The following is a 19093-nucleotide window of genomic DNA, read 5'->3' as shown; positions in this document are numbered from 1 at the left end:
AGCGGAGCCGGCCTGCGGCCGGCCGCACGATGACGAGACGGGGAGCGATGACCGGACGGCAGGCCAGAGCCGCGCTGCGGCGCGTGCTCGGACCGCTCGGAATCCCGGTCGACGACTGGTGGAAGCGCCTGGCTCCCCTGTTCAAGCTCACGCCGGCACGAGCCGCCCTCGGTGTGTTCACGCTGATGATCGCGCTGTTCACGGGCCTGCTGTCGCTGCCCGCCGCCTCCGCGGACGGCCAGCGCACCGCCTTCGTCGACGCCCTGTTCACCGCCACCTCGGCCATCTGCGTGACGGGCCTGGTCTCGGTGGACACCGGGTCGAACTGGTCGACGCTGGGCCTGAGCATCATCATCGTGGCGATGAAGATGGGCGGCCTGGGGCTGCTGACGCTGGCCTCGCTGCTGAGCCTGTCGGTGATGCATCGCCTCGGCCTCGCCCAGCGGATGATCACCGCGCAGGAGACCAGGGCCGAGCGCCTGGCGGAGGTCGGCGGGGTGCTGCGCATCATCGTGATCACCTCGACCGCCTTCGAGATCGCCACGTTCATCGCGCTGACCCCGTACATGATCCTCAACGATCACGGTGTCCGCGAGGCCCTGTTCCTGGGCCTGTTCTACGCCGTCAGCGCCTTCAACAACGCCGGTTTCGTGCCCGAGGCCCAAGGAGTCGGCCAGTACCTCGGGGACCCGTTCTTCTCGGTGCCGGTGGGCCTGGCCGTGCTGGCGGGCTCGCTCGGCTTCCCGGTGATCCTGGCGGTGGTCAAGAAGCTCCGCATCCCGCACATGTGGAGCCTGCACGCCAAGCTCACCCTGGCGACCACCGGTCTGCTGCTGGTGATCGGCTGGCTCGGTTTCCTGATCCTGGAGTGGACCAATCCCGCCACGCTGGGCGGCCAGCCGCTGGGCACCAAGATCCTCGCCTCCGGGTTCGCCTCGATCATGCCCCGTTCGGGCGGCTTCGCCACGTTGGACGTGGGGCAGATGACCGCCGAGTCGCACCTGCTGACCGAACTGCTGATGTTCATCGGCGGCGGCTCGGGGTCCACCGCGGGCGGCATCCGCGTGACGACGTTCGCCCTGCTGATGCTGTCGATCTGGGCGGAGCTGCGAGGCAATCCCGACGTCGAGGCGTTCGGCCGACGCATTCCCCAGGAGACCATCCGTCAGGCCATCGGCGTCCTGGTCCTCAGCGCCGCCGGGGTGTTCATGGCGACGTTCCTGCTGCTGCGGATGACCACGTTCACGCTGGACGAATCACTGTTCGAGTCGCTGTCCGCCTTCGGCACCGTGGGCCTGTCCACCGGCATCACCTCGCAGCTGCCCACCGAGGCGAAGTACGTGATCATCGCGTGCATGTACGTCGGCCGTCTGGGGCCGACGACCCTCGGCGCCGCCCTCGCCCTGCGTCACCGCCGCCGGATGGTCCAGTTCCCCGAGGAGCGGCCGATCGTCGGCTGATCCCCGGCGGGCCCGACCGCGGACCTCGTAGACTGTGCCCGCCCGGCCCGCGGGACCCCGCGGCGACCTGCCGGGGACGAGGAGGAGACATGGCGCGCCGCGCACGCGATGAGGGAGTGCTGGTGATCGGCCTGGGCCGTTTCGGCGCCGCCATCGCCGTCACGCTGGAAGGGCTGGGAACCCAGGTCCTCGCGATCGACGAGCACGAGGACCTGGTCCAGAAGTACTCCGGCCAGCTCACCCATGTCGTCCGCGCCGACGCCACCCAGCCCGAGGTCCTCGACCAGGTGGGCGCCTCGGACTTCTCCGTCGCCGTGGTCGGCGTGGGCACCTCCATCGAATCCAGCGTGCTGATCGCCGCGAACCTGGTCGATCTCGGCAAGCCCATCATCTGGGCGAAGGCCATCTCCACAGCGCACGGCCGCATCCTCCAGCGCATCGGCGCCCACCACGTGGTCTATCCGGAGGCCGACGCCGGCAAGCGGGTCGCGCACCTGGTCAACGGGCGCCTGATGGATTTCATCGAGTTCGACGACGACTTCGCCATCGTCAAGATGCGGCCGCCGCGCGAGGTGCAGGGCAAGACTCTCGCCGAATCCGATATCCGGGCCACCTTCGGCGTGACCGTGGTGGGCGTGAAGTCCCCGGGCAAGGACTTCACCTACGCGGCGCCGGACACCATGGTGGACCCCCACGACCTGGTGATCGTCTCCGGGCACACGGACCTGATCGAGAAGTTCTCCAACCGGCCCTGAGCGCGCCTGTCAGTCGCCGGCCATCTGCCGGGAGTGGTCGGCGGCGGCGGCCATCGCACCGGCCACGCCCGCACGGACCCCGGCGCGTTCCATCGCGGCCAGGCCCTGGACGGTGGTCCCGCCCGGAGAGCTGACCGCGTTCTTGGCCGCCGCCGGATGGGCACCGGTATCGCTCAGCACGGTCGCGGCGCCGCGGACGGTCTGCTGGATCAGGGAGGCGGCCAGATCGCGCTTGAGGCCCAGGCGGACGGCCTCGTCGGTCATCGCCTCGATGATCAGGTAGGTGAAGGCGGGAAGAGACCCGGCGGCGCCGATGAAGGCATGCACCTGCTCCTCAGTGATGTCCACGGCGACGCCGGCGCGGGCGAACAGGGCGTGGACCAGGGCGTGCTGAGCGTCCTCGACACTGGTGCCACGCATGAGGCCGACGACGCCCTCCCCCACCGCGATCGGCGTGTTGGGCATCGCCCGCTCGACGGGCATGCCGGCCGGGAGGGCGGCCTCCATAGCGGCGATCGTGACGCCGGCGGCCAGGGAGATCACCACGGCGCCGGCGGGCAGGGAGTCGCGGATCTTGGAGAGCAGATCCAGGACCTGGTACGGCTTGACCCCGAGGACGACGACGTCGGCCCCCTCGAGCGCCTCGGAGCGGGAGGCGGCGGTGGCGCCGAGCTCCGCGGCGGCCCGCTCGCTGCTGGCGGAGGTCGAGTTGACGATCTGCAGATTCTCGGCGGTCACGCCCGCGCTGAGGAAGGCACGGGCGACGGGGCCGCCCATGTTGCCGGCTCCGATCAGCGCGATCCGCACTCCGGAGAGGTCCGGACCGGACTGCTCGGCAGAGGTGTGGGCGGCGGGGTGCGAGGAGGATGCAGTCATGACGACCAGGGTACGGCGGCTGCCCGAACAGGGAGGGAGCGAACGGCCTCCCGCCCCGTCGCCGCGGGCTCAGCTGTGCTCGGAGACGGTGCGCTTCTCCAGCAGGATCAGCAGCTGCACGGCGACCACACCGAGCACCGCCAGACCCAGCAGCGCGAGCCAGTCGGCGTCGGGCGCCTGCAGGGATCCGGCTTCGTCCTGCCACGGCCACAGGCTGCGCAGGGCGCCGACCATCAGCCCGGCGAGGACCACCATGGTGCTGCGGTGGTAGCGGGTCAGCACGTAGCGCAGCAGCTTGACCATCACCACCAGGCCCACGCAGGCCCACAGTCCGAACCAGGCGATGAAGCCGAGGTCCCGCTGGTCGACGGCCTGCAGCACAGGCTGGTAGAGCCCCAGGCTGAGCAGGATGAAGGAGCCCGACAGGCCGGGCAGCACGAGGGCGCTGACCGCTAGGGCGGCCGCGGGCGCGATGATCCACAGGCTCGGCTCGAGGTTGGCGGCGGGCAGCGAGGTCAGCGCGAACGCGATGACCGCTCCCCCGGCGAAGCGGAGGTACTCCGCGCCCCGCCAGGCCCCGCCGGAGAGACGGACAGGGACCATGACCGAGCCGAGCACCAGTCCGAAGAACAGCGCACGCATGGTCTGCGGGAAGGTCTCGACGAGGTGTGAGACCGGGCCGGCCAGGGTCAGCACGGCGGCGCCCATGCCGATCAGCAGCGGGATCACCAGGATCCAGGAGACGGCCCGCAGCTCCCGGCGCATCGAGGTGAGGCGATCCGGGCCGGTGACCAGCCGGCGGGCGGCAGCGGTGACGTGGTGGCCGGAGTCGATCAGCTCGTCATAGATCCCGGTGACCAGGGCGACCGTGCCGCCGCTGACTCCGGGGATGGTCTCGACCAGACCGATGAGCGCTCCGCGCAGCAGGTTCCCCAGGGGGTTGCGGTGCTGCGGCAGAGCCGGCTCCCGGCCAGGCTCCGCCGAGGCGGCGTTCTCCGAGGCGGCGTTCTCCGAGGGGGCAGAGGCGGGGTCCGTCATGGCCGCTAGCGTACGGGGCGCTTGCTGGGGCCTCGGTCAATGCCGGTCTCGAGCCCCGTCATGTCGCGCGAGATCCCGGTGGTGTCGGGGTCGGGATCGAGCGCTTCAGCGCCCGGGTCCCCAGTGGGGCGGGACGTCTCCGGCGATGCGGTGATCGTTGGATTCGTCGGTCCCGGGCTCCGGGGTCTCCTCGGCCAGGCGGTCCGGCACGATCGGGCGACGCTCCGGCTCGGACTCGCCGGGCTCGTCGTCCTGGGGCTCGTCCCAGGCGATGGGCTTGCCCGTCACCGAGGAGATCACGACTCGGCGGCTCATCGCTGTTCCTGCTGGCTCATCGCCGCTCCCGGTGGGTCATTGCCGTTCCTGGTAGCGGCGGATCGCGCTGGAGACCGACACGTCCAGCAGCACGGACCGGTGCTCGAAGCCGAGGAAGCTGCGCACCTCGGTGGCCAGGTGCTCCTCGAGGCGGGCCCGGCCGTCGGAGCAGATGTACTCCACCACGGCGTCGAAATCCTCGCTGGAGTAGAAGGACAGCGGATGCCCGGCGGGGATCTGCGGGCGCGGCAGGCGATGGCGGATGGTGCCGACGCCGCTGGGCGAATCGGAGCGCTCCTCGGCCTGGACCAGTCGCAGGGCCCGGTCCACCGCGCGGCGGATGCGTTCGGCCTCCCCGTCGGGATCGATGAACAGCGCCCATGACCACACCCGCTCGGTCGCCCAGCCGGCGGCCTCGAGGCGTTCGGCGCGCAGACGGTCGCGCTCGCGCTGGCTGGAGGTGGCCACGTAGCGGGCGCCGTCGGTGTCCACCGCGAGCAGGAGGCGGCCGGGCATCTCGGGGTGCCCCAGGGCGAGCTCGATGCGGTCCGAGGTCAGGCCGAAGTTGCTCTCGACCAGCAGTCCCAGTCGCCACAGACGGTCGGCGAGGTCGCGCACGAGTGCATCGGTCTCCAGCTCGCGCGGGGCGGCGGGCTCCGCAGCCTCGTCAGCCTGCGCGCCCTGGTCGGCCTGGGCGGTCGCCTCGGCATCGGGGCCGCGCGCTGCGTCCCCTGATGCATCAGGGTCCGTCACCGCCGCGGTGGTCGCCGTGCCGCCGGCCCCGTCATCCTCGACGCTCTGTTCGCCGACCGGCTCAGGATCGCTCGGTGAGGGAGCTCCCGCCTCCGCGGCATCGGCTGCGCTCGCCTGCTGCTCCGTGTCGCCGCCACCCGCGGAATCAGCGGATTTCCGGGCCAGGGCCGCCTCGATGGCCGCGTCGAGGTCCTCGTCCGACAGTTCCGATTCGGGGCTGCTGCCGGATGTCTGAGCGGCCGATGCCGGCGAGGCGCCACGTGCGGCGGCGGTGTCCTCGGCGTCCTCGCCCGGGGCGGCCGGCGATCGGCGCGGCGCCTCGGTCTCCGGCGGGGCGCTGAGCTCCTCGCGTCCGGTCAGCGCCGCGACGTGGGGCAGCACGGGGACGTCGGGCCCGCCGCGCAGCACCCACAGCATCGCCCGCAGGTCACGGGCGCCTTCGCTGCGCAGGCGGGTGTGGTCGAGGTCCTGGACGTCGATCGAGGAGACGACGGTGGTGCGGCCGCGGGCGCGCGTGATGACCGTGGCCAGGGCCTTGCGGCCGTCGGGCTCGGATAGGGGACCGAAGCGGTGCAGGAGCCGGCCGTGCGGCGTCTTGCCGAACCCGACCGAGACGATGATGTCGTCGCGCAGGATCGAGGTCGCCTGGGCGGCGGGCAGCACCGTGAACACCTCGCGGGCGCCGGGGTCGAAGTAGTCGCGCAGCGCGGGGATCACCGAGACGGTGTTCATGATGCGGTCCATCAGGCGCCGGGCATGGTCCTCGGTGAATGTCAGCACCGCGAGGGAGCGCTCGGGGCGGGTGCGGGCGTGCTCGATGACGAGGTCGGTCACGCGGCGCAGCTCGGCCTCGGTGCTCTCGACGTACTCCATGCCCTCGGTGACCGCGCCGCGGCCGTTCTCCACCCGCACCAGGCGGTCCTGCTCGGGGGCGATGGGGCTGGGCACGGCGACCACCTCACCCACTAGGGCTCGGCGCTGGGCGAAGGTGCGCAGCCCGTCGGTGGCCGGGTGCTTGTCGCGCAGCAGCTCGACGTGCGGGGCGATGCGCAGCATGTCGTCCAGCAGGCTGGGAGCGCCGTCGCCGCCGTACTCGAGCGGATCGCCGACGACGACGGTCTGTTCGGCGCGCACGATCGAGGGCAGGGCGGCGGCAGTGGGCAGGCGGCCTCCGTCGGCCACGATCACCACGTCGAAGTGGCGGCCACGCGGGATCACCTGCGGGACCAGGTACGGGGAGGCCAGCCAGGTGGGCCGGGCGGCGAAGAGGATGTCCTCGTATTTCGCGGCCAGGTCGCGGATCGAGACGGTCGAGGAGCGGGCCAGCTCCGCGATCGCCGCGCGGGAGGTGTCCGGGTAGGTCTTCATGGTCTCCACGCGGGCCTCGTCGGCCGCGGCGTGGACCCGTGCGGAGGCGCTGGCGAGGTATTCGGCGTCCAGGCGCCGGAAGCGTTCGGCGACCTGCGAGAGCGAGGTGCCGTCGTACTGGGAGATGGTGGGCTCCGCCCCGGCGATCAGCTCCAGCACGGTGCGCCACCAGCACAGCTCCAGCTCCGCCTCGACCTGGTCGATCGGCACGCGCCGCATGCGGAGATCCTCGACCAGCTCGCCGAGCCCGTCGAAGGACAGGCGCCGCAGCAGCTCGGTGCGGCGCGGCAGATTCTCGAGATCTGCACGGTCGCGGTGCAGCGCCTCGAAGCGGCGCTCGAGCTCGTCGAGGTCGGTGCGGGCGAGGTCGCTGCCGGCCTCGGTGCCATCCAGCAGCACCGCCAGCTCGTCGAGCACCTTCTGGGCGCGGTCCGCGGTGCGGTGCACGGCGGCGAGATCCGGCGGGAGGGACGGCTTGGAGCCGGGGGCCGACCGGGACCGCCTGGGGCCCGCGGACGAGGCCGAGCCGGTGGGCGAACCGGAGCCGGCGGGCGAGACGGCATCCGAAGAGGAGTCGGCGTCCGACGGCGACTGCGGGGCCGACGAGGCAGAGGCGGCAGCGCTCGATCCGCCGTCGGCCTCGCGCTCAGCCGTGACCCGCCGCCAGTCCTCGGCGACGCGGCGGGCCTCGGTGAGGTCGCGGTGGAGGTCCGGGGACAGGGAGGAGGGGCGCTGCAGGGAGGCGGCCTCCTTGCGCAGTCGGCGCCGCGTGCCCCACCCCATGGTCACGCCGTGCTCGATGCGCCAGGCCTTGTCGGCCGTCGCAGCTTCGAGATCGGCCAGCGGGGAGACGAACACCGCGGCCTGGAAGGTCGACAGCAGTGCCTGCACACGGTCCAGCAGGCTCAGCCGCTGGGTCAGCTGCCGGAGGCTGGTGGGCTCGGCGAGGCCGAGCTTCCCGCCGGTCACGTCGCACGCCCTGCGCAGCTGCGGCAGGATCTCCTCGCGCAGCACGGAGACGAGCTCCTCGGCGCGGGCGGCCTGCGTGTCCGAGCTGATGGGCGCGCCGTACCAGGCGGACTCCTCCGGCCCGCTGGAGAGGATCCCGACCTCTGCGGCCTCGCGCAGAGCAGCCGCGAAGCGATCACGGTCGGCGCCGACCATCTGGGCCGCGACATCGGCGCGCAGGCGCACCTGCGTGCGGGGCGCCGGACGCAGCCGGGTCAGGGCGGCGAGCGCGGAGATCGCGTCGTGGGCGGAGGCTCCCCACGGGTGCTGGATGCGATGCATCGCCTCCACGTGGCCGACCAGGGTCTCGCGCGTCTCGCCCAGTTCCGCCGGGGCGGTGTCACCGGCGCCCAGACCGTAGGAGCCGGCGCGTCGCAGGCTGCGCAGCAGCGCAGCGGAGGCGTTGCGCTGCAACGACGGGTCCGGGGAGAGATCGAAGACGAGCTCCTCCAGTCCCCGCCCGCGCGCGAGCTGGACCAGCTGGGCCAGATTGCGGCGGCGCTGGGAGACCACCAGCACGCTGCGGCCGCGGGCGTTGAGCTCCTCGGCGAGGTCGACGACGAGGTCGAGGCTGCCGGTTCCCGGCGGTGTCGCCACAGCGAGGTCCTGGCCGGCGAGCACCCGCGCGAGCACCTTGCGGTGATCGGGGTCCACCGCCGCGACCAGTTCGTCCTCGGGGACCTCGGGAACGGCGTGATCCGCGGTGTCTGCGGTGCCTGGGGTGTCTGCGCGGCCGGCGTGGGCTGCTTCGTCGCCGTCACGCTCGCCCGGATCGGGGCGCACCACGGCCTGGGCCTCGGCGTCACCGGCGAGCGCGGCGATCAGCGGGGAGGAGGACCAGTCGCTGCGATCGATGGCGAGGTCCTCGGCGACCGACCCGGCGGCGTCCATGAGATTGCCGACCACGAGAGCGTGGGTGACGCGGAAGCCGGGCAACGGCTGGCCGAGGGAGCGGAAGGCGTCGAGCACCGGATTGGGGTCGAAGCCGTGCGTGCTGTCGGTGGTCGCCAGCAGTGCGCGGGCGTCGACGGCGACGCCGGCCTCGCGCAGGGAGCGCAGCAGCACCGGGTTCAGGTCGGCGGTGGTGTCCACCTCGAGGTCGACGTCCTCGCGGGCGTTGCCGCGCAGGCGCAGGGTGATGGGGCGCACCAGGACGGGAGCGTGGATCGGCTCGGAGCCGTCCTCCGGGATCCAGGTGGCCTCTCCGATGCCGAGATGGCAGGTGGTCAGGCCCACCTCTTCCGCGTGGCGCTCGGCCACCTCGCGGATGGTGCGGGCGTGCGCACGGGCGTCGGCCAGGGCGCCGACCTCGCGGACCAGGGAGGACAGTCGGGTCGGGCCGCGACCGGCGAGCAGCTGTGCCAGGCCCGAGGGGTGGGAGTGGCTGAGGTCCAGGACGGTCGCACCGGCCCGGATCTGGGTCAGGAACGAGGGCGCGGTGACGCCGCCGGTGATCTGCTGGGCCCAACGGTCCAGGGCGTCGGCGACCAGGTCGTCCCGGCTGAGCGGGCGATGCTCGCGCGGCGGTGCGGGCAGGTCGTCCTCGTCCTGCTCGGGCGCGATCCCGGCCCCGACCTCGTCGAGGTGCCGATCCACGACGATGTCCACGCCACCGGTACTCTCGGGCCTGTCCTGGGTACTCGCCGATGCGGTGCGCTGGGAACGGCGGGAGGCGGCGGTCTCCGGCCGGTCGTCGCCGCTGCGGGCGGGCTTCCCGGCGGCCCGATGCTCGCGAGCCAGGGCCGACAGGGCGTCGTCGCGGGGGTCCGCGTCCTGTGCCGTGCCGTCCGGGCGGTTCTTGCCGCGCAGGAGTCTCCACATGGTTGCTCACGCTACCGGGACAGGGGCCTCCGCTCGCGCAGGCGTGCCGGGCGCATCGCTGGTCCTGCTCACATCGGCCCGCGCCCCGGCATCGGCCGGCGGGTCCGGCCGGGCCCTGGCCGGTTCACACCTCGTGCAGCCGCACCGAGGCCTCGGCGAGATGGGCTCGCAGCTCGTCCGGGACCGGCCCGGCGATGATCAGGTCGGTCAGCACCGAGACCGGGCAGATGCCGGCGAGGGCGCGGTGGCCGATCTTGTCGGCCGTCGCAAGCCCCACGACCCGCCGGGAGTGGCCGATCATGATCCGGGTGACGCCGGCCTCCGAGTCGGAGTTGCAGGTCAGGCCGGCATCGATGTCGAGCCCGACGGTGCCGACGAACATCGTGTCCAGCCACAGGTCCCGCATGGTCGCCGTGGCCAGCGGGCCCGTCAGCTCGAAGGAGTAGGGCTCGGCGACCCCGCCGAGGACGACGGTGCGCACGGAGGGCCGCAGCACCGCCTCGGTGGCGATGTTCAGCGCCGCGCAGACGACCGTCAGGCCCGGGCTGCCGTCGCGGGAGTCGATGTCGGGACGGGCGACGGCGCGGCGGGAGGTCGCCGTGGTGGTGCGCCCGCCGTTGAAGCCGATGATCTGACCCGGCTCGACCAGGGACGCGGCGAAGTCGGCCACCGCCTCGCGCTGCGCCGAGTTCTCGTCCGTGGCCCGGGGGACGGTGGCGAGAGAGTAGGCGACGTCGATCGCCACGATCCCGCCGTGGGTGCGACGCACGAGCTGGGCGCGCTCCATCTCCATGAAGTCGCGGCGCACCGTGGATTCGCTGATCCCGAGCTCGGCGGCGACCTCCGAGACGCTCAGCCGCTTGCTGGAGGCGAGCAGATTCAGCACGTGGTCCCAGCGGGCGGACCGGTCCTTGGGCAGCGGGGGACGCTTCGAGGGGGTGGAGGGTCCGTCCGCCGGCGAGCTGCGCAGATTCACGCATCCATTGTTGCTCACCTCGTCCCGGTGAGGGGGTTATTCGGGCAGAACCGGTCAGTTCGCGGCCAGTTTGAAGGTCACGTTTGAGTCACGCTTCACAGCGACGTAGGTTGACCGCGTCGCCCCGGATGTGGGGCGGTTCCGCGAACGAAAGGGTGACCATCATGGGTTTCGATGACGCGCTGAACAAGGCGAAGGACTTCGCCGGCGAGAACTCCGAGCAGGCCGAGCAGGGTATCGACGCGGCGGCCGAGCAGATCAAGGAGCGCACTCCGGATCAGTTCGACGAGCAGGTCGACAGCGGGGCCGACGCCGCCCGCGATCAGCTGGGCCTCGGCGGCGACGAGAACCAGGGCGGGAACTGATCACCGTCCCGTCGTGATCGAGGAGCCCCCGGTGCTGCAGCACTGGGGGCTCTTTCCTGCGCGGGGGCTGTGTACGGGATCGAGACGTTCGCGGGCGGCATCACCCGGAGACGGGCGGCTCCTGCCCCGCTCCCGTCCGGCGCACGCCCCCTCAGGACCGCTTGCGCAGGGTGAAGAACGCCGCGATGGCCACGCCGACGACGGCGACACCGACGATCCCGAGCAGCCACGGCATCATCGACCCGTTCTGATCGGCGGGCTCCTCCTGGGATGCTGCGCTGGACTGCTCGGCCCCGCCGGCATCGCTCTGCGCGGCTCCTCCGGCGTCGCTGGACGCGGCTTCTCCCCCGTCGCTCGACTGGCCGCCACCGTCGCTGGCCGCGGGATCGGCGGCCGCGCCGGCGTCGGTGTCCTGCTCGACGGTGATGTCGAAGGTGCCCTCGATCGGGTGGCCGTCCGAGGAGACGACCCGCCATTCGACCGTGTACGTGCCGGCCGGCAGCGGCTCCTCGAGCTCCGCCGTCGCGGTCGGCCCCTCGACGCTCGGCGTGATCTCGCTCAGGGTCTCGCCGGACTCGTCGCTGATGCGGACGACGGGGCTCACCTCGAGCACGTCGGCGGAGAAGGTCAGCGTGATGTCATCGGGCGAGGTCTCCAGCGTGTCCCCGTCGGCCGGATCCGTGGAGATCAGCGTGTCGTGGGCGTGCGCCGGCGCGGGCAGCAGCGTGAGAGCCACTATCACGGCGGCGGCCAGCCCGATCAGCGCGGCGGGGACGGTGTGCAGGTCGCGGGATGCTCGAGAAATCACGGGAGCAGGCTACGCCTGAGCTCTGAGAGCCCGAGCATGCCCTCGATCACACGTGCCGGGCCCGCTCACGCAGGCGGGAGGTCCGCAGCGTGCTCCAGGACGGGCAGGGCGGCGCGGGCGGCGGCGATCTCCGCCAGGTCGAGATCGACCACGAGCATGCCCTCCTCACGCCCGAGCTCCTGCCGGATCTGACCGAGGGGGCCGATGACGGCGCTCTGGCCGATCCCATGGGCCGCACGGCCTGAGTAATCCGTCGGAGGTGCCTGGTCGGCGGCGAGGACGACGCTGGTCGAGTCCAGCGCACGGGCCTGCAGCAGCAGCCGCAGCTGTTCGCTCTTGCCGGGCCCGTCGGCCCAGGCCAGCGGAAGCAGGATCGCCTCGGCGCCGCGACGGGCCAGGGCCGTGAACTGCTCGGCGAAGCGCACGTCATAGCAGGTGGCAAGGCCCAGGCGGGTGCCATGGAGGTCGATCGTCACGAGTTCGCGGCCGGGAGCGACGGTGTCGGACTCGCGGTGGCCGTAGGCATCGAAGAGGTGGATCTTGCGGTACTCGAGATGGATCGGGTCGTCGGCCGCGCCGCCCGCGTCGTCGGTCGCGGCGGCGGTGGCGTGGCTGCCCGGAGCGGGGCCGCGGACGATGACCGTGTTGTGCACACGGTCGGCGTCGGCGGTGGTGAAGGACCCCGCCGCGATGACGAGGGCGTGCTGGTCGGCCAGCTCCTGGAGGAGGGACTCGAAGGCATCGTGATGGGCCTCCGCGGCGCGACGCAGGTCCGTGCCGAACGGGGTCAGGGTCGCCTCGGGCAGCAGCACCAGGTGGGCCCCGGCGGCTGCGGCGTCGGCGACCGCGCGGCGGACCGTGCGTGCCGTCGTCTCGAACTCCTCACTGACGGTGATCTGCGCCAGAGCGATGCGCGGGCCGGCGGCGCGACGCGCCTCGGCGAGAGACTCGGGGGTGTCCACGTCGGTCGCCTCCGCTCCGATGGCGGCGCGGGTCGTCAGCTCGCCCTCCCCCAGCTGCGCGTAGAGGCTGCGCAGGCTGCCGTCCGCCCAACCGCCCTCCGGGTTCTCCACCGCGGCCAGGGCGTCGAGCAGCCTGGCCAGGGGCCAGGCGGCGCACAGGTACTGGGTGCGGCCGTCGCTGTCGGCGAGCGCCACCACGCGCCCGGTGGCCGCGCTGTCGGCACACAGGGCGGTGAGGGTCTCGGGGCGCAGCAACGGCATGTCCCCGCCGAGCACCAGCACCGTCTGCACGCCGGCGGTGCCGATGTGGTCGACCCCGGACTCCCCGTCGTCCGCCCGCGTGAGCTCGCCGACACCACGGGCGAGTGCGGCCAGCGGGCCGGACCCCGGAGGATCCTCGCGGACGAAGTGGGCCCCGTGGCGGCCCGCGAGGTCGGCGCCGTCCTCGGTCGCCGGCCCGACGACGACGCGCCGTCCGGCGGGCGCGGCGCGCAGCACCCGCTCCAGCACGGGGGCGCCGGCGATGCGCAGACGGGTCTTGTCCTCGCCGCCCAGGCGGGAGGAGCTGCCCCCGGCCAGCACCACACTGGTGACGGTGGCGGTGATCTCGTGACGGTGCCTCGACATGGGTCGATCCTGCCACGGGGCGCTACGATGGCCGGGCCCATGTGTCGTGACGATGACCAGCGCGCCACACGACGACACATGCGGGCACCGGTCCACGGGGCCGGTCCGCCTCCGTAGCTCAGGGGATAGAGCACCGCTCTCCTAAAGCGGGTGTCGCAGGTTCGAATCCTGCCGGGGGCACCGTACTGACCAGCGAGGAAGGCCGTCATCGGACGGTCTCCTGCGATCCCTGGGTCGCCTGTGACCCCCGCGTGACACCCGCCCTGCCGTTCACCAGCTCCAGCGCCGCGACATCTTCGCTCCCCGCCACGTGGGTGTAGCGCGATGTGACCGACAGCGAAGAGTGCCCGGCCCAGGTCCGTACCGTCGCCAGCGGCACACCGGCACGCACCCACTCTGAGACCGCTACATGCCGAAGGTCGTACAGCCGCAGCTCCGGGGCGATCACCGACCAGTGCACGTCTCGACGCAGGTTCCGCGATGCGACCAGACCTCCCCCGGGCGCTGTGAAGACGCGCTCCCGAGGCGAACGTTCCGACATGTGCTGCTCCAGGTCGCCACGCACCGCAGCAGCGACGGGGACGAACCGCGCCTGGTGGTTCTTCACGTCCTTCTCCGGATGCCCCTCAGGATGGGACCGAAGCACCCGGAGTCGCCCCCGGACACGTCACCGACTCGGACAGCTCTCATCTCGCCCGGGCGGAGACCGGTGTACGCCATCACCCGCACGTACAGGCGGTACCCCGGGTCATTGATCTGCGCCGCGATCATCTCCACGTCATCCCACGTCGCCATGGTCGCGGCATGATTCGGGGCCTCCCCTGCGATCTTCACACCCTTTGCCGGGTTGTCGATGCGAAAACCCCGACGTACGGCCCACCCGAAGAACGCCGAGAGCGAGATCAGGGCACGCCTCTTCGTCCCCGCCGAGACACGGAGCCGGTGAACGTAGCGCTCAACCTCCGCATGGGTCAGCTCCCCCACCGGTGACCGCGACACCGAGACCGGAAGAGCATTCAGGAACCGACGGTCCGTCGCCACCGTCGAGGCGGCAACTCGCCCCTCGCGGTCGGACAAGAACTCTGCCACCGCAGCGGCAACGGTCGTGCTCTTGCCGAGCCGGGGATCGAACCCTCCAGCAAGACGCACGCGCTCAGCAGCTTCCCACGCCAAAGCGTCCTTCTTGCGGTCGAACGTCTTCGTCGAGACCACGTGCCGCCCACGCTTGACCCGGGCCCGGAACCTCCCCGAGGGAAGCTTGTCCACGCTCACGCCGCGACCTCGCGCAACCAGGCCTCGACGTCTGCGCGCGCGTACCGAGGAAGCGACGGCGCCAACCAGGTCACCCGCGGCCCGATCCCCGCTGTACGCCACCGGCACAGTGTCGATTTGTCGACCCGCAGCCATTGAGCGACCTCCGCGCTCGTCATGTACTCATCCATCACCGACTCCGCCTCCGATCCTGCACTCTGCTCAACTGCTCGATATCGGCCTCGTCCACGCCGCCGACCATGGCCTGGACGATCAACGCCCGTTCTAGAGACTCAACGTCTTCCTTATCCATCTCCACGCTGTGCCGCTCCCTTCACTGCTCCGCCCTGACCGCTGATGCCTTGAGCTGTGCATACTCGCGGGCTCGCGCTGCTGCAGCCTCCGCCAGCTCCTTGTCTCCCTGGCTCCCCCAGCCGCTGCCGACGAACTCCCAGGACGACGCGACCACCAACGTCGTTTCCTCGTCCGAGAGGAGGTACGCCTCCAGATCAGCAACATCGAGCGGTTCACCCGCGCGCACTGCCTCAGCCTTCAGCCGAGCGAACCGGCGCCGCGCCGCGCGCAACCTCCCCAAGGTCACGGAGTAGGCCCGTGACTTGGTCGAGAAGTGCCCCCGGAATCCGAGCATCCGCGCCCACTTCCCGAGCAGCACGTACGGCGAGTCCTCCGCGAAGGCATAGGCACGTTTCGACAGTGCCCAGCACTCCCGCTCCATCCGCTGGTGGTGGGGACTCGGCACCCCATCTCCACTGGTGGACTTTGTTGCGTACTTCGCCAGGTAGCCCGCGACCTGGCCCGCGTGCAGTTCATCGCTGCTCTGTGCGTCATCGAGCATGTCCCCCGAGCTCCCCGCACGGACGACCTTGGCGTCGAACTGGTTCCCGAAGCGCAGAACCCGCAGCACGTCATCACCGTCCACGGGAGGTGCCTCCACTCGCACACCCCGCACGGCTTTCTCCACCAGGACCGCCAGCATCCGCCCGTCAATGGGTGATGGGGAACCGGGACCATCCGGACCGTCCAGGCGGATCAGCGCATGGAAGTGCACGAGCCCTCGAGCCTGGAACTCCGCGACCTTCGCGTACTGCACCGTCGCGACCTTCCGCAGACCCGCGCTCGTCATTCCCAGGTGTGCGGCAAGAACGCGCCGCAGCGCGATAGTGGCTCGGCGCCACAGCTCGGGAGCATGCCACTGCCAGACCACCGCCGATGTCCAGTCGTAGCACTCCCAGCACAACGGCGAGCCCAGCAGGCGATCCCCTTCCGGGTGCGATGCATGGCAGCCCCGCAGACGACCGTGGGGGCAGGCCTCTGCGTCGCTCCGAGGACGGCAGCGCCCTTCGCCTCGCAGCCCATGCACGTGGCCGAATGAGGGAGCGGTCATGGTCGCGAACACCAGTGGATTGGTCGCCACCGCCTTGGGAACCTGCTTGCCACCCAGCAGGCCCGTCCGGATCAGCTCGAAGGTGTCCCGCGCGTAGATGCGAGAGCAGGCCGGGCACTTGTCCGCGCGTCGATTCCCACAGGGGACCCGGACCACTCCATCGTGCGCCTTCGAGGAGCTGAACCTTTCGACAAGTCCAGTCCGGGTGTCCACTGCTGTGGAGGATCCCCGCAGGCGAACCGGATGCGAACACCACCCGACGCGCGATGCCGCCTCGCTCCACTCAGCCCATCGACCCCTCCGCGCACACCGTTCCGCAGCCTGACGAGCCGCCGGAGGGAGGTCTGCTAAGTCGAGGTCCGGAAGCACACCCGCACCCGGCATACGAGACGAGACGTATCCACCGAGCAGGGCCTCATCCATGGCGAGCCACCGCCTGCCCGCACGTCTGCGTCATCACGCTGCCTCGTTCCGTGGCTTCCGCGAGCTCCTCGAACTTCGCGACCGTGAGGAGCCCTCCATGCGTCGCGGCGGCGACGGTGAGTCCGTGTTCTCTTCCTGGTCCTTCTTCGGCTCACGGACAATCGGTCCAATCACCGACCGACGAAGATGCGCATGTTCGGTGGCAATCTGCCCGGCCGCCTCACTGGACAGGTAGCCGAATCGCACAACCTCGCGGTCTCCGTTCTCGGACGCGACCACCGCATACCCGGGAACGGCAGGCAACGAGGTTGCTGACGGCTCATCCGGCCCCGGCGCCGTGCCCAGAATCGCGCGCTCCGCCTCATGGGTCTTCACGCGGAAAGCGATGGCGCTGGCGGCATTCGCACCGATGGTCGTCGGGAGCGAATCGCTTGTCGGCTTCTGAGTCGTCGGTATGACCCAGATCCCGACCGAGCGCCCCTTCCGCACGAGAACCGAGAGCGCCGCCTCCGTGCGCTGCCGGTACGCCAGGGCGTCCTTGTCGACCCTCGGGATCATCTCCTTGTCCAGCACGGTCTGGCACTCGTCAACGACCACCACTAGCAGCGGGATGTTCGGCGAGGGCCCGCCCGTTTCCCAGATCGAGGGACCTCCACGCATCTGGACCATCCCGTCCAGCCGGGAACGCATCACCTGCACCACCGCCTCGAGTTCAAGGGCCACTCGCTCGCGGTCCTCGTCGTCGCGGTTGTAGAGAGCTGCCCGCGGCTCGAGCCACCCCCAGTCGTGCCCACCCTTGCCATCCCAGACCAGGAACTGCACCGCAGGAGACGAGACGAGCCCGCTCAGAAGAGTCGTCAGACCACCGGTCTTCCCTCCACCAGGAAGCCCGCCAACGACCGTCCCGCTGCACTCTCGCAGCCTGTGGGTGGCGAGACTTCCGTCAGCCCGAACACCGTAGGGAACTGCGTCCCAGTCACCGGACCACGGCAACGGCCGGTCGAGAGGCGCAAGGTCAGCCCGCGCGTCACGTCTAGGCTCACTCAAGAACGTGATTCGGAAGTGCCCACCCACGGCAGTCTGCTCCACGCGCACGTCCTGCGCCCCGTCGATGACCGCGAGCCGATCCCACAGGACGACCTCCACCGCATGAGGGTCCGTCAACGAGGCCAACGGAGCATCGATCATCCACACTCCCCGCGCGAAGCTCGTCCGATAGAGAGTGGGGTCATCGGACGTGACGAAACCGAACTTCCGAAGCAGTCGGTTTCCCGCACTGCGCTCCCGAGACTCACGGCGCCGTCTCAGTTCCGACGCGACCGGCAGCGCCTTCGTCAGCCAGGGGAAACGCCGCGACAGCACCGCCAGAATCACGAGCACGCCCGCAACTACGACGGTGCGCACGGGCCATGACGCGTAGGCATCAGCATCCGCCGACCAAGCCATGGCGAACGCCGTCAACCAGGCGAGCGTGACCCAGAATCGCCGGAACACCCAGGACGCGGAGATGAAGAGCACCGCCAGGCATCCACCGGCGAGAGCCGCCGCCCAGTCGTCGTCCTTCCGGGCCGACATCAGGCGGCCGCCTTCTTGGCATCCTCACTACCGGCGATGGACTCAGCCGACCACGAGCACGCGATCGAGTTCGTGCGACGGTCCACACGGACCGATACCGACAAGCCATCGAACGAGACCGGACGGAATGGCTGCACGCTCGGCTTGCTCATCGCACCGACCGTCACCTTCTCAGAGAGGGTCGACGCTCGCCCCCACTCCTCCGACCGGTAGACGCACTCCACCGCCCACAGTGGCATCCCCGTGTCCTCGTGACGAGCCTGGTTGTCGCCAGGCCGACGCTTGCCGTCGACCTCGACCCACTCCATGACGGGCTCCACCACACCCGTGCCAATCATCTGCTGCTTGCTGCTGTCCACGGCGAACGTCGCCATCTCAACCACCCCTTCCGGTGTCGTGGTTGCAAGCGTTCCACGATGCGTGCCATTTGGCAAGCATCGCGTGCCCACGAGCACCCCATCGCCCGCCAGTAGCATGGCCAGATGGAACCAAGCGACTACTTCGACGAGCTTCGCGAGCTCCACGGAGCGGTCCCGCCAGCAGTGGCGCAGGCCGCAATCCGCCTCATCGAGCACAGCCGACAATTCCGCATCCCAGTACCTGCCGACATCGGCTACGACTGGGCAATCTCGGCGGTCGACGAATCAACGCTTTCCATCCGAGCACTTTCGGACGCACGCTCACTGCTGACCGCATTCTTACGCGAGATCGCAGATCCGAGACCTTCAATGAAGGAATTAGCCAAAGCTCAGTCAATATCACCTACAACCTTACGTAGGCGATACAAGCCTGAACATGTCACCGCCATCAAGCACTTGATTGATAACAGCGGCAGGATCGACGATATCCTTCGCCCTTTTGACATGCTATTCGACTTCGACCTAGCTGGCATATCGGAGGAACGAGATCAAGAGCTTGCGATTCGAGATAAGCTTGCCAAAGCGTACGAGGCAGTAGAGGTATCACTCGCTGGAACAATTGGAATACCTATCCCGGACGAGTTTGACGAAGAGAACCCCTACTACTTGGATCCCGCCTTTGAGAGCAACACCCTCCATCCGAGGCGGCGGCGGCGACTCTTAAGCGACTATAAAGAGAAAATCATGGACGAGGCGCTTGTGAACGATCCGGAACTGGCGGAGATCTGGAAGCAATGGAAAACCAAGCCTCCTCGGGTGCGGCAGGAGGACCCGGAAACTCCCCCATTTTAGACCTGACTTGATGCACGGTGATGTCGCTGGCGAGCTATCAACCCGTTGACCTGGAGGTTTGTGGGTCGAGGTGGGTGATTCGGGATACTAACGGGG

Annotated in this window: 17 protein-coding genes and 1 tRNA gene; 5 read left to right on the top strand and 13 right to left on the bottom strand. The window is 70.3% G+C overall.

All coding sequences use genetic code 11. From position 1 onward, the window contains the following. Positions 1-47 precede the first annotated feature (47 nt). A complete protein-coding gene (locus tag ACFQRD_RS11815; protein WP_377804317.1) occupies positions 48-1460 on the top strand; it encodes a TrkH family potassium uptake protein in 1413 nt (470 codons plus the stop codon). 89 nt (positions 1461-1549) lie between these two features. Next, positions 1550-2215, top strand: a complete 666-nt coding sequence (locus ACFQRD_RS11810) for a potassium channel family protein (protein ID WP_377018166.1) — start codon at positions 1550-1552, stop codon at positions 2213-2215. 9 nt (positions 2216-2224) lie between these two features. Here the strand turns inward: ACFQRD_RS11810 and proC are convergent, their stop codons facing one another. The 5 genes from proC to ACFQRD_RS11785 all read right to left on the bottom strand — a co-directional run bounded on the left by proC (position 2225) and on the right by ACFQRD_RS11785 (position 10370). Continuing rightward, complete coding sequence (gene proC, locus ACFQRD_RS11805; protein WP_377804315.1) at positions 2225-3091, bottom strand: pyrroline-5-carboxylate reductase; 867 nt, start codon at positions 3089-3091, stop codon at positions 2225-2227. A 69-nt stretch (positions 3092-3160) separates the two neighbouring features. Further along, positions 3161-4129: a DUF368 domain-containing protein gene (locus ACFQRD_RS11800; protein WP_377804313.1), complete on the bottom strand. Its 969-nt coding sequence runs from the start codon at positions 4127-4129 to the stop codon at positions 3161-3163. Between the two features lie 105 nt (positions 4130-4234). Next, the gene (locus ACFQRD_RS11795; RefSeq protein WP_377804311.1) at positions 4235-4444 is read right to left on the bottom strand and encodes a hypothetical protein; all 210 of its coding nucleotides are present in this window, start codon (positions 4442-4444) and stop codon (positions 4235-4237) included. 36 nt (positions 4445-4480) lie between these two features. Continuing rightward, positions 4481-9394, bottom strand: a complete 4914-nt coding sequence (locus ACFQRD_RS11790; RefSeq protein WP_377804309.1) for a hypothetical protein — start codon at positions 9392-9394, stop codon at positions 4481-4483. 124 nt (positions 9395-9518) lie between these two features. Next, positions 9519-10370: a DeoR/GlpR family DNA-binding transcription regulator gene (locus ACFQRD_RS11785; protein WP_377804307.1), complete on the bottom strand. Its 852-nt coding sequence runs from the start codon at positions 10368-10370 to the stop codon at positions 9519-9521. Between the two features lie 164 nt (positions 10371-10534). Between ACFQRD_RS11785 and ACFQRD_RS11780 the strand changes: the two genes are divergently transcribed. Further along, entirely contained in the window at positions 10535-10735 is a 201-nt protein-coding gene (locus ACFQRD_RS11780) for an antitoxin (protein ID WP_377018172.1), read from the top strand. A gap of 151 nt (positions 10736-10886) precedes the next feature. Here ACFQRD_RS11780 and ACFQRD_RS11775 read toward each other — a convergent pair whose 3' ends face one another. Both ACFQRD_RS11775 and ACFQRD_RS11770 read right to left on the bottom strand, forming a co-directional pair. Further along, positions 10887-11543, bottom strand: coding sequence for a copper resistance protein CopC (locus tag ACFQRD_RS11775; protein WP_377804305.1), 657 nt, complete (start codon positions 11541-11543; stop codon positions 10887-10889). A 65-nt stretch (positions 11544-11608) separates the two neighbouring features. Continuing rightward, positions 11609-13132 carry a nitrilase-related carbon-nitrogen hydrolase gene (locus ACFQRD_RS11770; protein WP_377804303.1) on the bottom strand — a complete coding sequence of 508 codons (1524 nt, stop codon included), beginning with the start codon at positions 13130-13132 and terminating at the stop codon, positions 11609-11611. 107 nt (positions 13133-13239) lie between these two features. Here ACFQRD_RS11770 and ACFQRD_RS11765 point away from each other — a divergent pair. Beyond that, positions 13240-13312: transfer RNA gene (locus tag ACFQRD_RS11765), tRNA-Arg, on the top strand. A gap of 25 nt (positions 13313-13337) precedes the next feature. Here ACFQRD_RS11765 and ACFQRD_RS11760 read toward each other — a convergent pair. The 6 genes from ACFQRD_RS11760 to ACFQRD_RS11735 all read right to left on the bottom strand — a co-directional run bounded on the left by ACFQRD_RS11760 (position 13338) and on the right by ACFQRD_RS11735 (position 18160). Further along, positions 13338-13739, bottom strand: a complete 402-nt coding sequence (locus ACFQRD_RS11760; RefSeq protein ID WP_377804301.1) for a tyrosine-type recombinase/integrase — start codon at positions 13737-13739, stop codon at positions 13338-13340. After that, complete coding sequence (locus tag ACFQRD_RS11755) at positions 13736-14404, bottom strand: tyrosine-type recombinase/integrase (RefSeq protein WP_377804299.1); 669 nt, start codon at positions 14402-14404, stop codon at positions 13736-13738. The genes ACFQRD_RS11760 and ACFQRD_RS11755 overlap by 4 nt, the downstream gene beginning before the upstream one ends. Then, positions 14401-14562, bottom strand: a complete 162-nt coding sequence (locus ACFQRD_RS11750; RefSeq protein ID WP_377804380.1) for a helix-turn-helix transcriptional regulator — start codon at positions 14560-14562, stop codon at positions 14401-14403. Before ACFQRD_RS11750 ends, ACFQRD_RS11755 begins: the two co-directional genes overlap by 4 nt. Positions 14563-14717: 155 nt before the next feature. Further along, positions 14718-16172 (bottom strand): replication initiator, encoded by a 1455-nt coding sequence (locus ACFQRD_RS11745; protein ID WP_377804378.1) that lies wholly within the window; start codon positions 16170-16172, stop codon positions 14718-14720. A 72-nt stretch (positions 16173-16244) separates the two neighbouring features. Then, positions 16245-17786, bottom strand: a complete 1542-nt coding sequence (locus ACFQRD_RS11740) for a hypothetical protein (protein ID WP_377804297.1) — start codon at positions 17784-17786, stop codon at positions 16245-16247. Then, complete coding sequence (locus ACFQRD_RS11735; protein WP_377804295.1) at positions 17786-18160, bottom strand: hypothetical protein; 375 nt, start codon at positions 18158-18160, stop codon at positions 17786-17788. Before ACFQRD_RS11735 ends, ACFQRD_RS11740 begins: the two co-directional genes overlap by 1 nt. A 108-nt stretch (positions 18161-18268) precedes the next feature. On the opposite strand from ACFQRD_RS11735, the gene ACFQRD_RS11730 reads away from it, so the two are divergent. Beyond that, positions 18269-18997: a hypothetical protein gene (locus ACFQRD_RS11730; protein WP_377804293.1), complete on the top strand. Its 729-nt coding sequence runs from the start codon at positions 18269-18271 to the stop codon at positions 18995-18997. The last annotated feature ends 96 nt before the right edge of the window (positions 18998-19093 follow it).

The sequence above is a fragment of the Brachybacterium sp. GCM10030268 genome, assembly GCF_042666305.1.
GTDB lineage: Bacteria > Actinomycetota > Actinomycetes > Actinomycetales > Dermabacteraceae > Brachybacterium.
The sequence above is the reverse complement of the archived record's forward strand: the minus strand, read 5'-3'. Positions and strand labels throughout refer to the sequence as shown.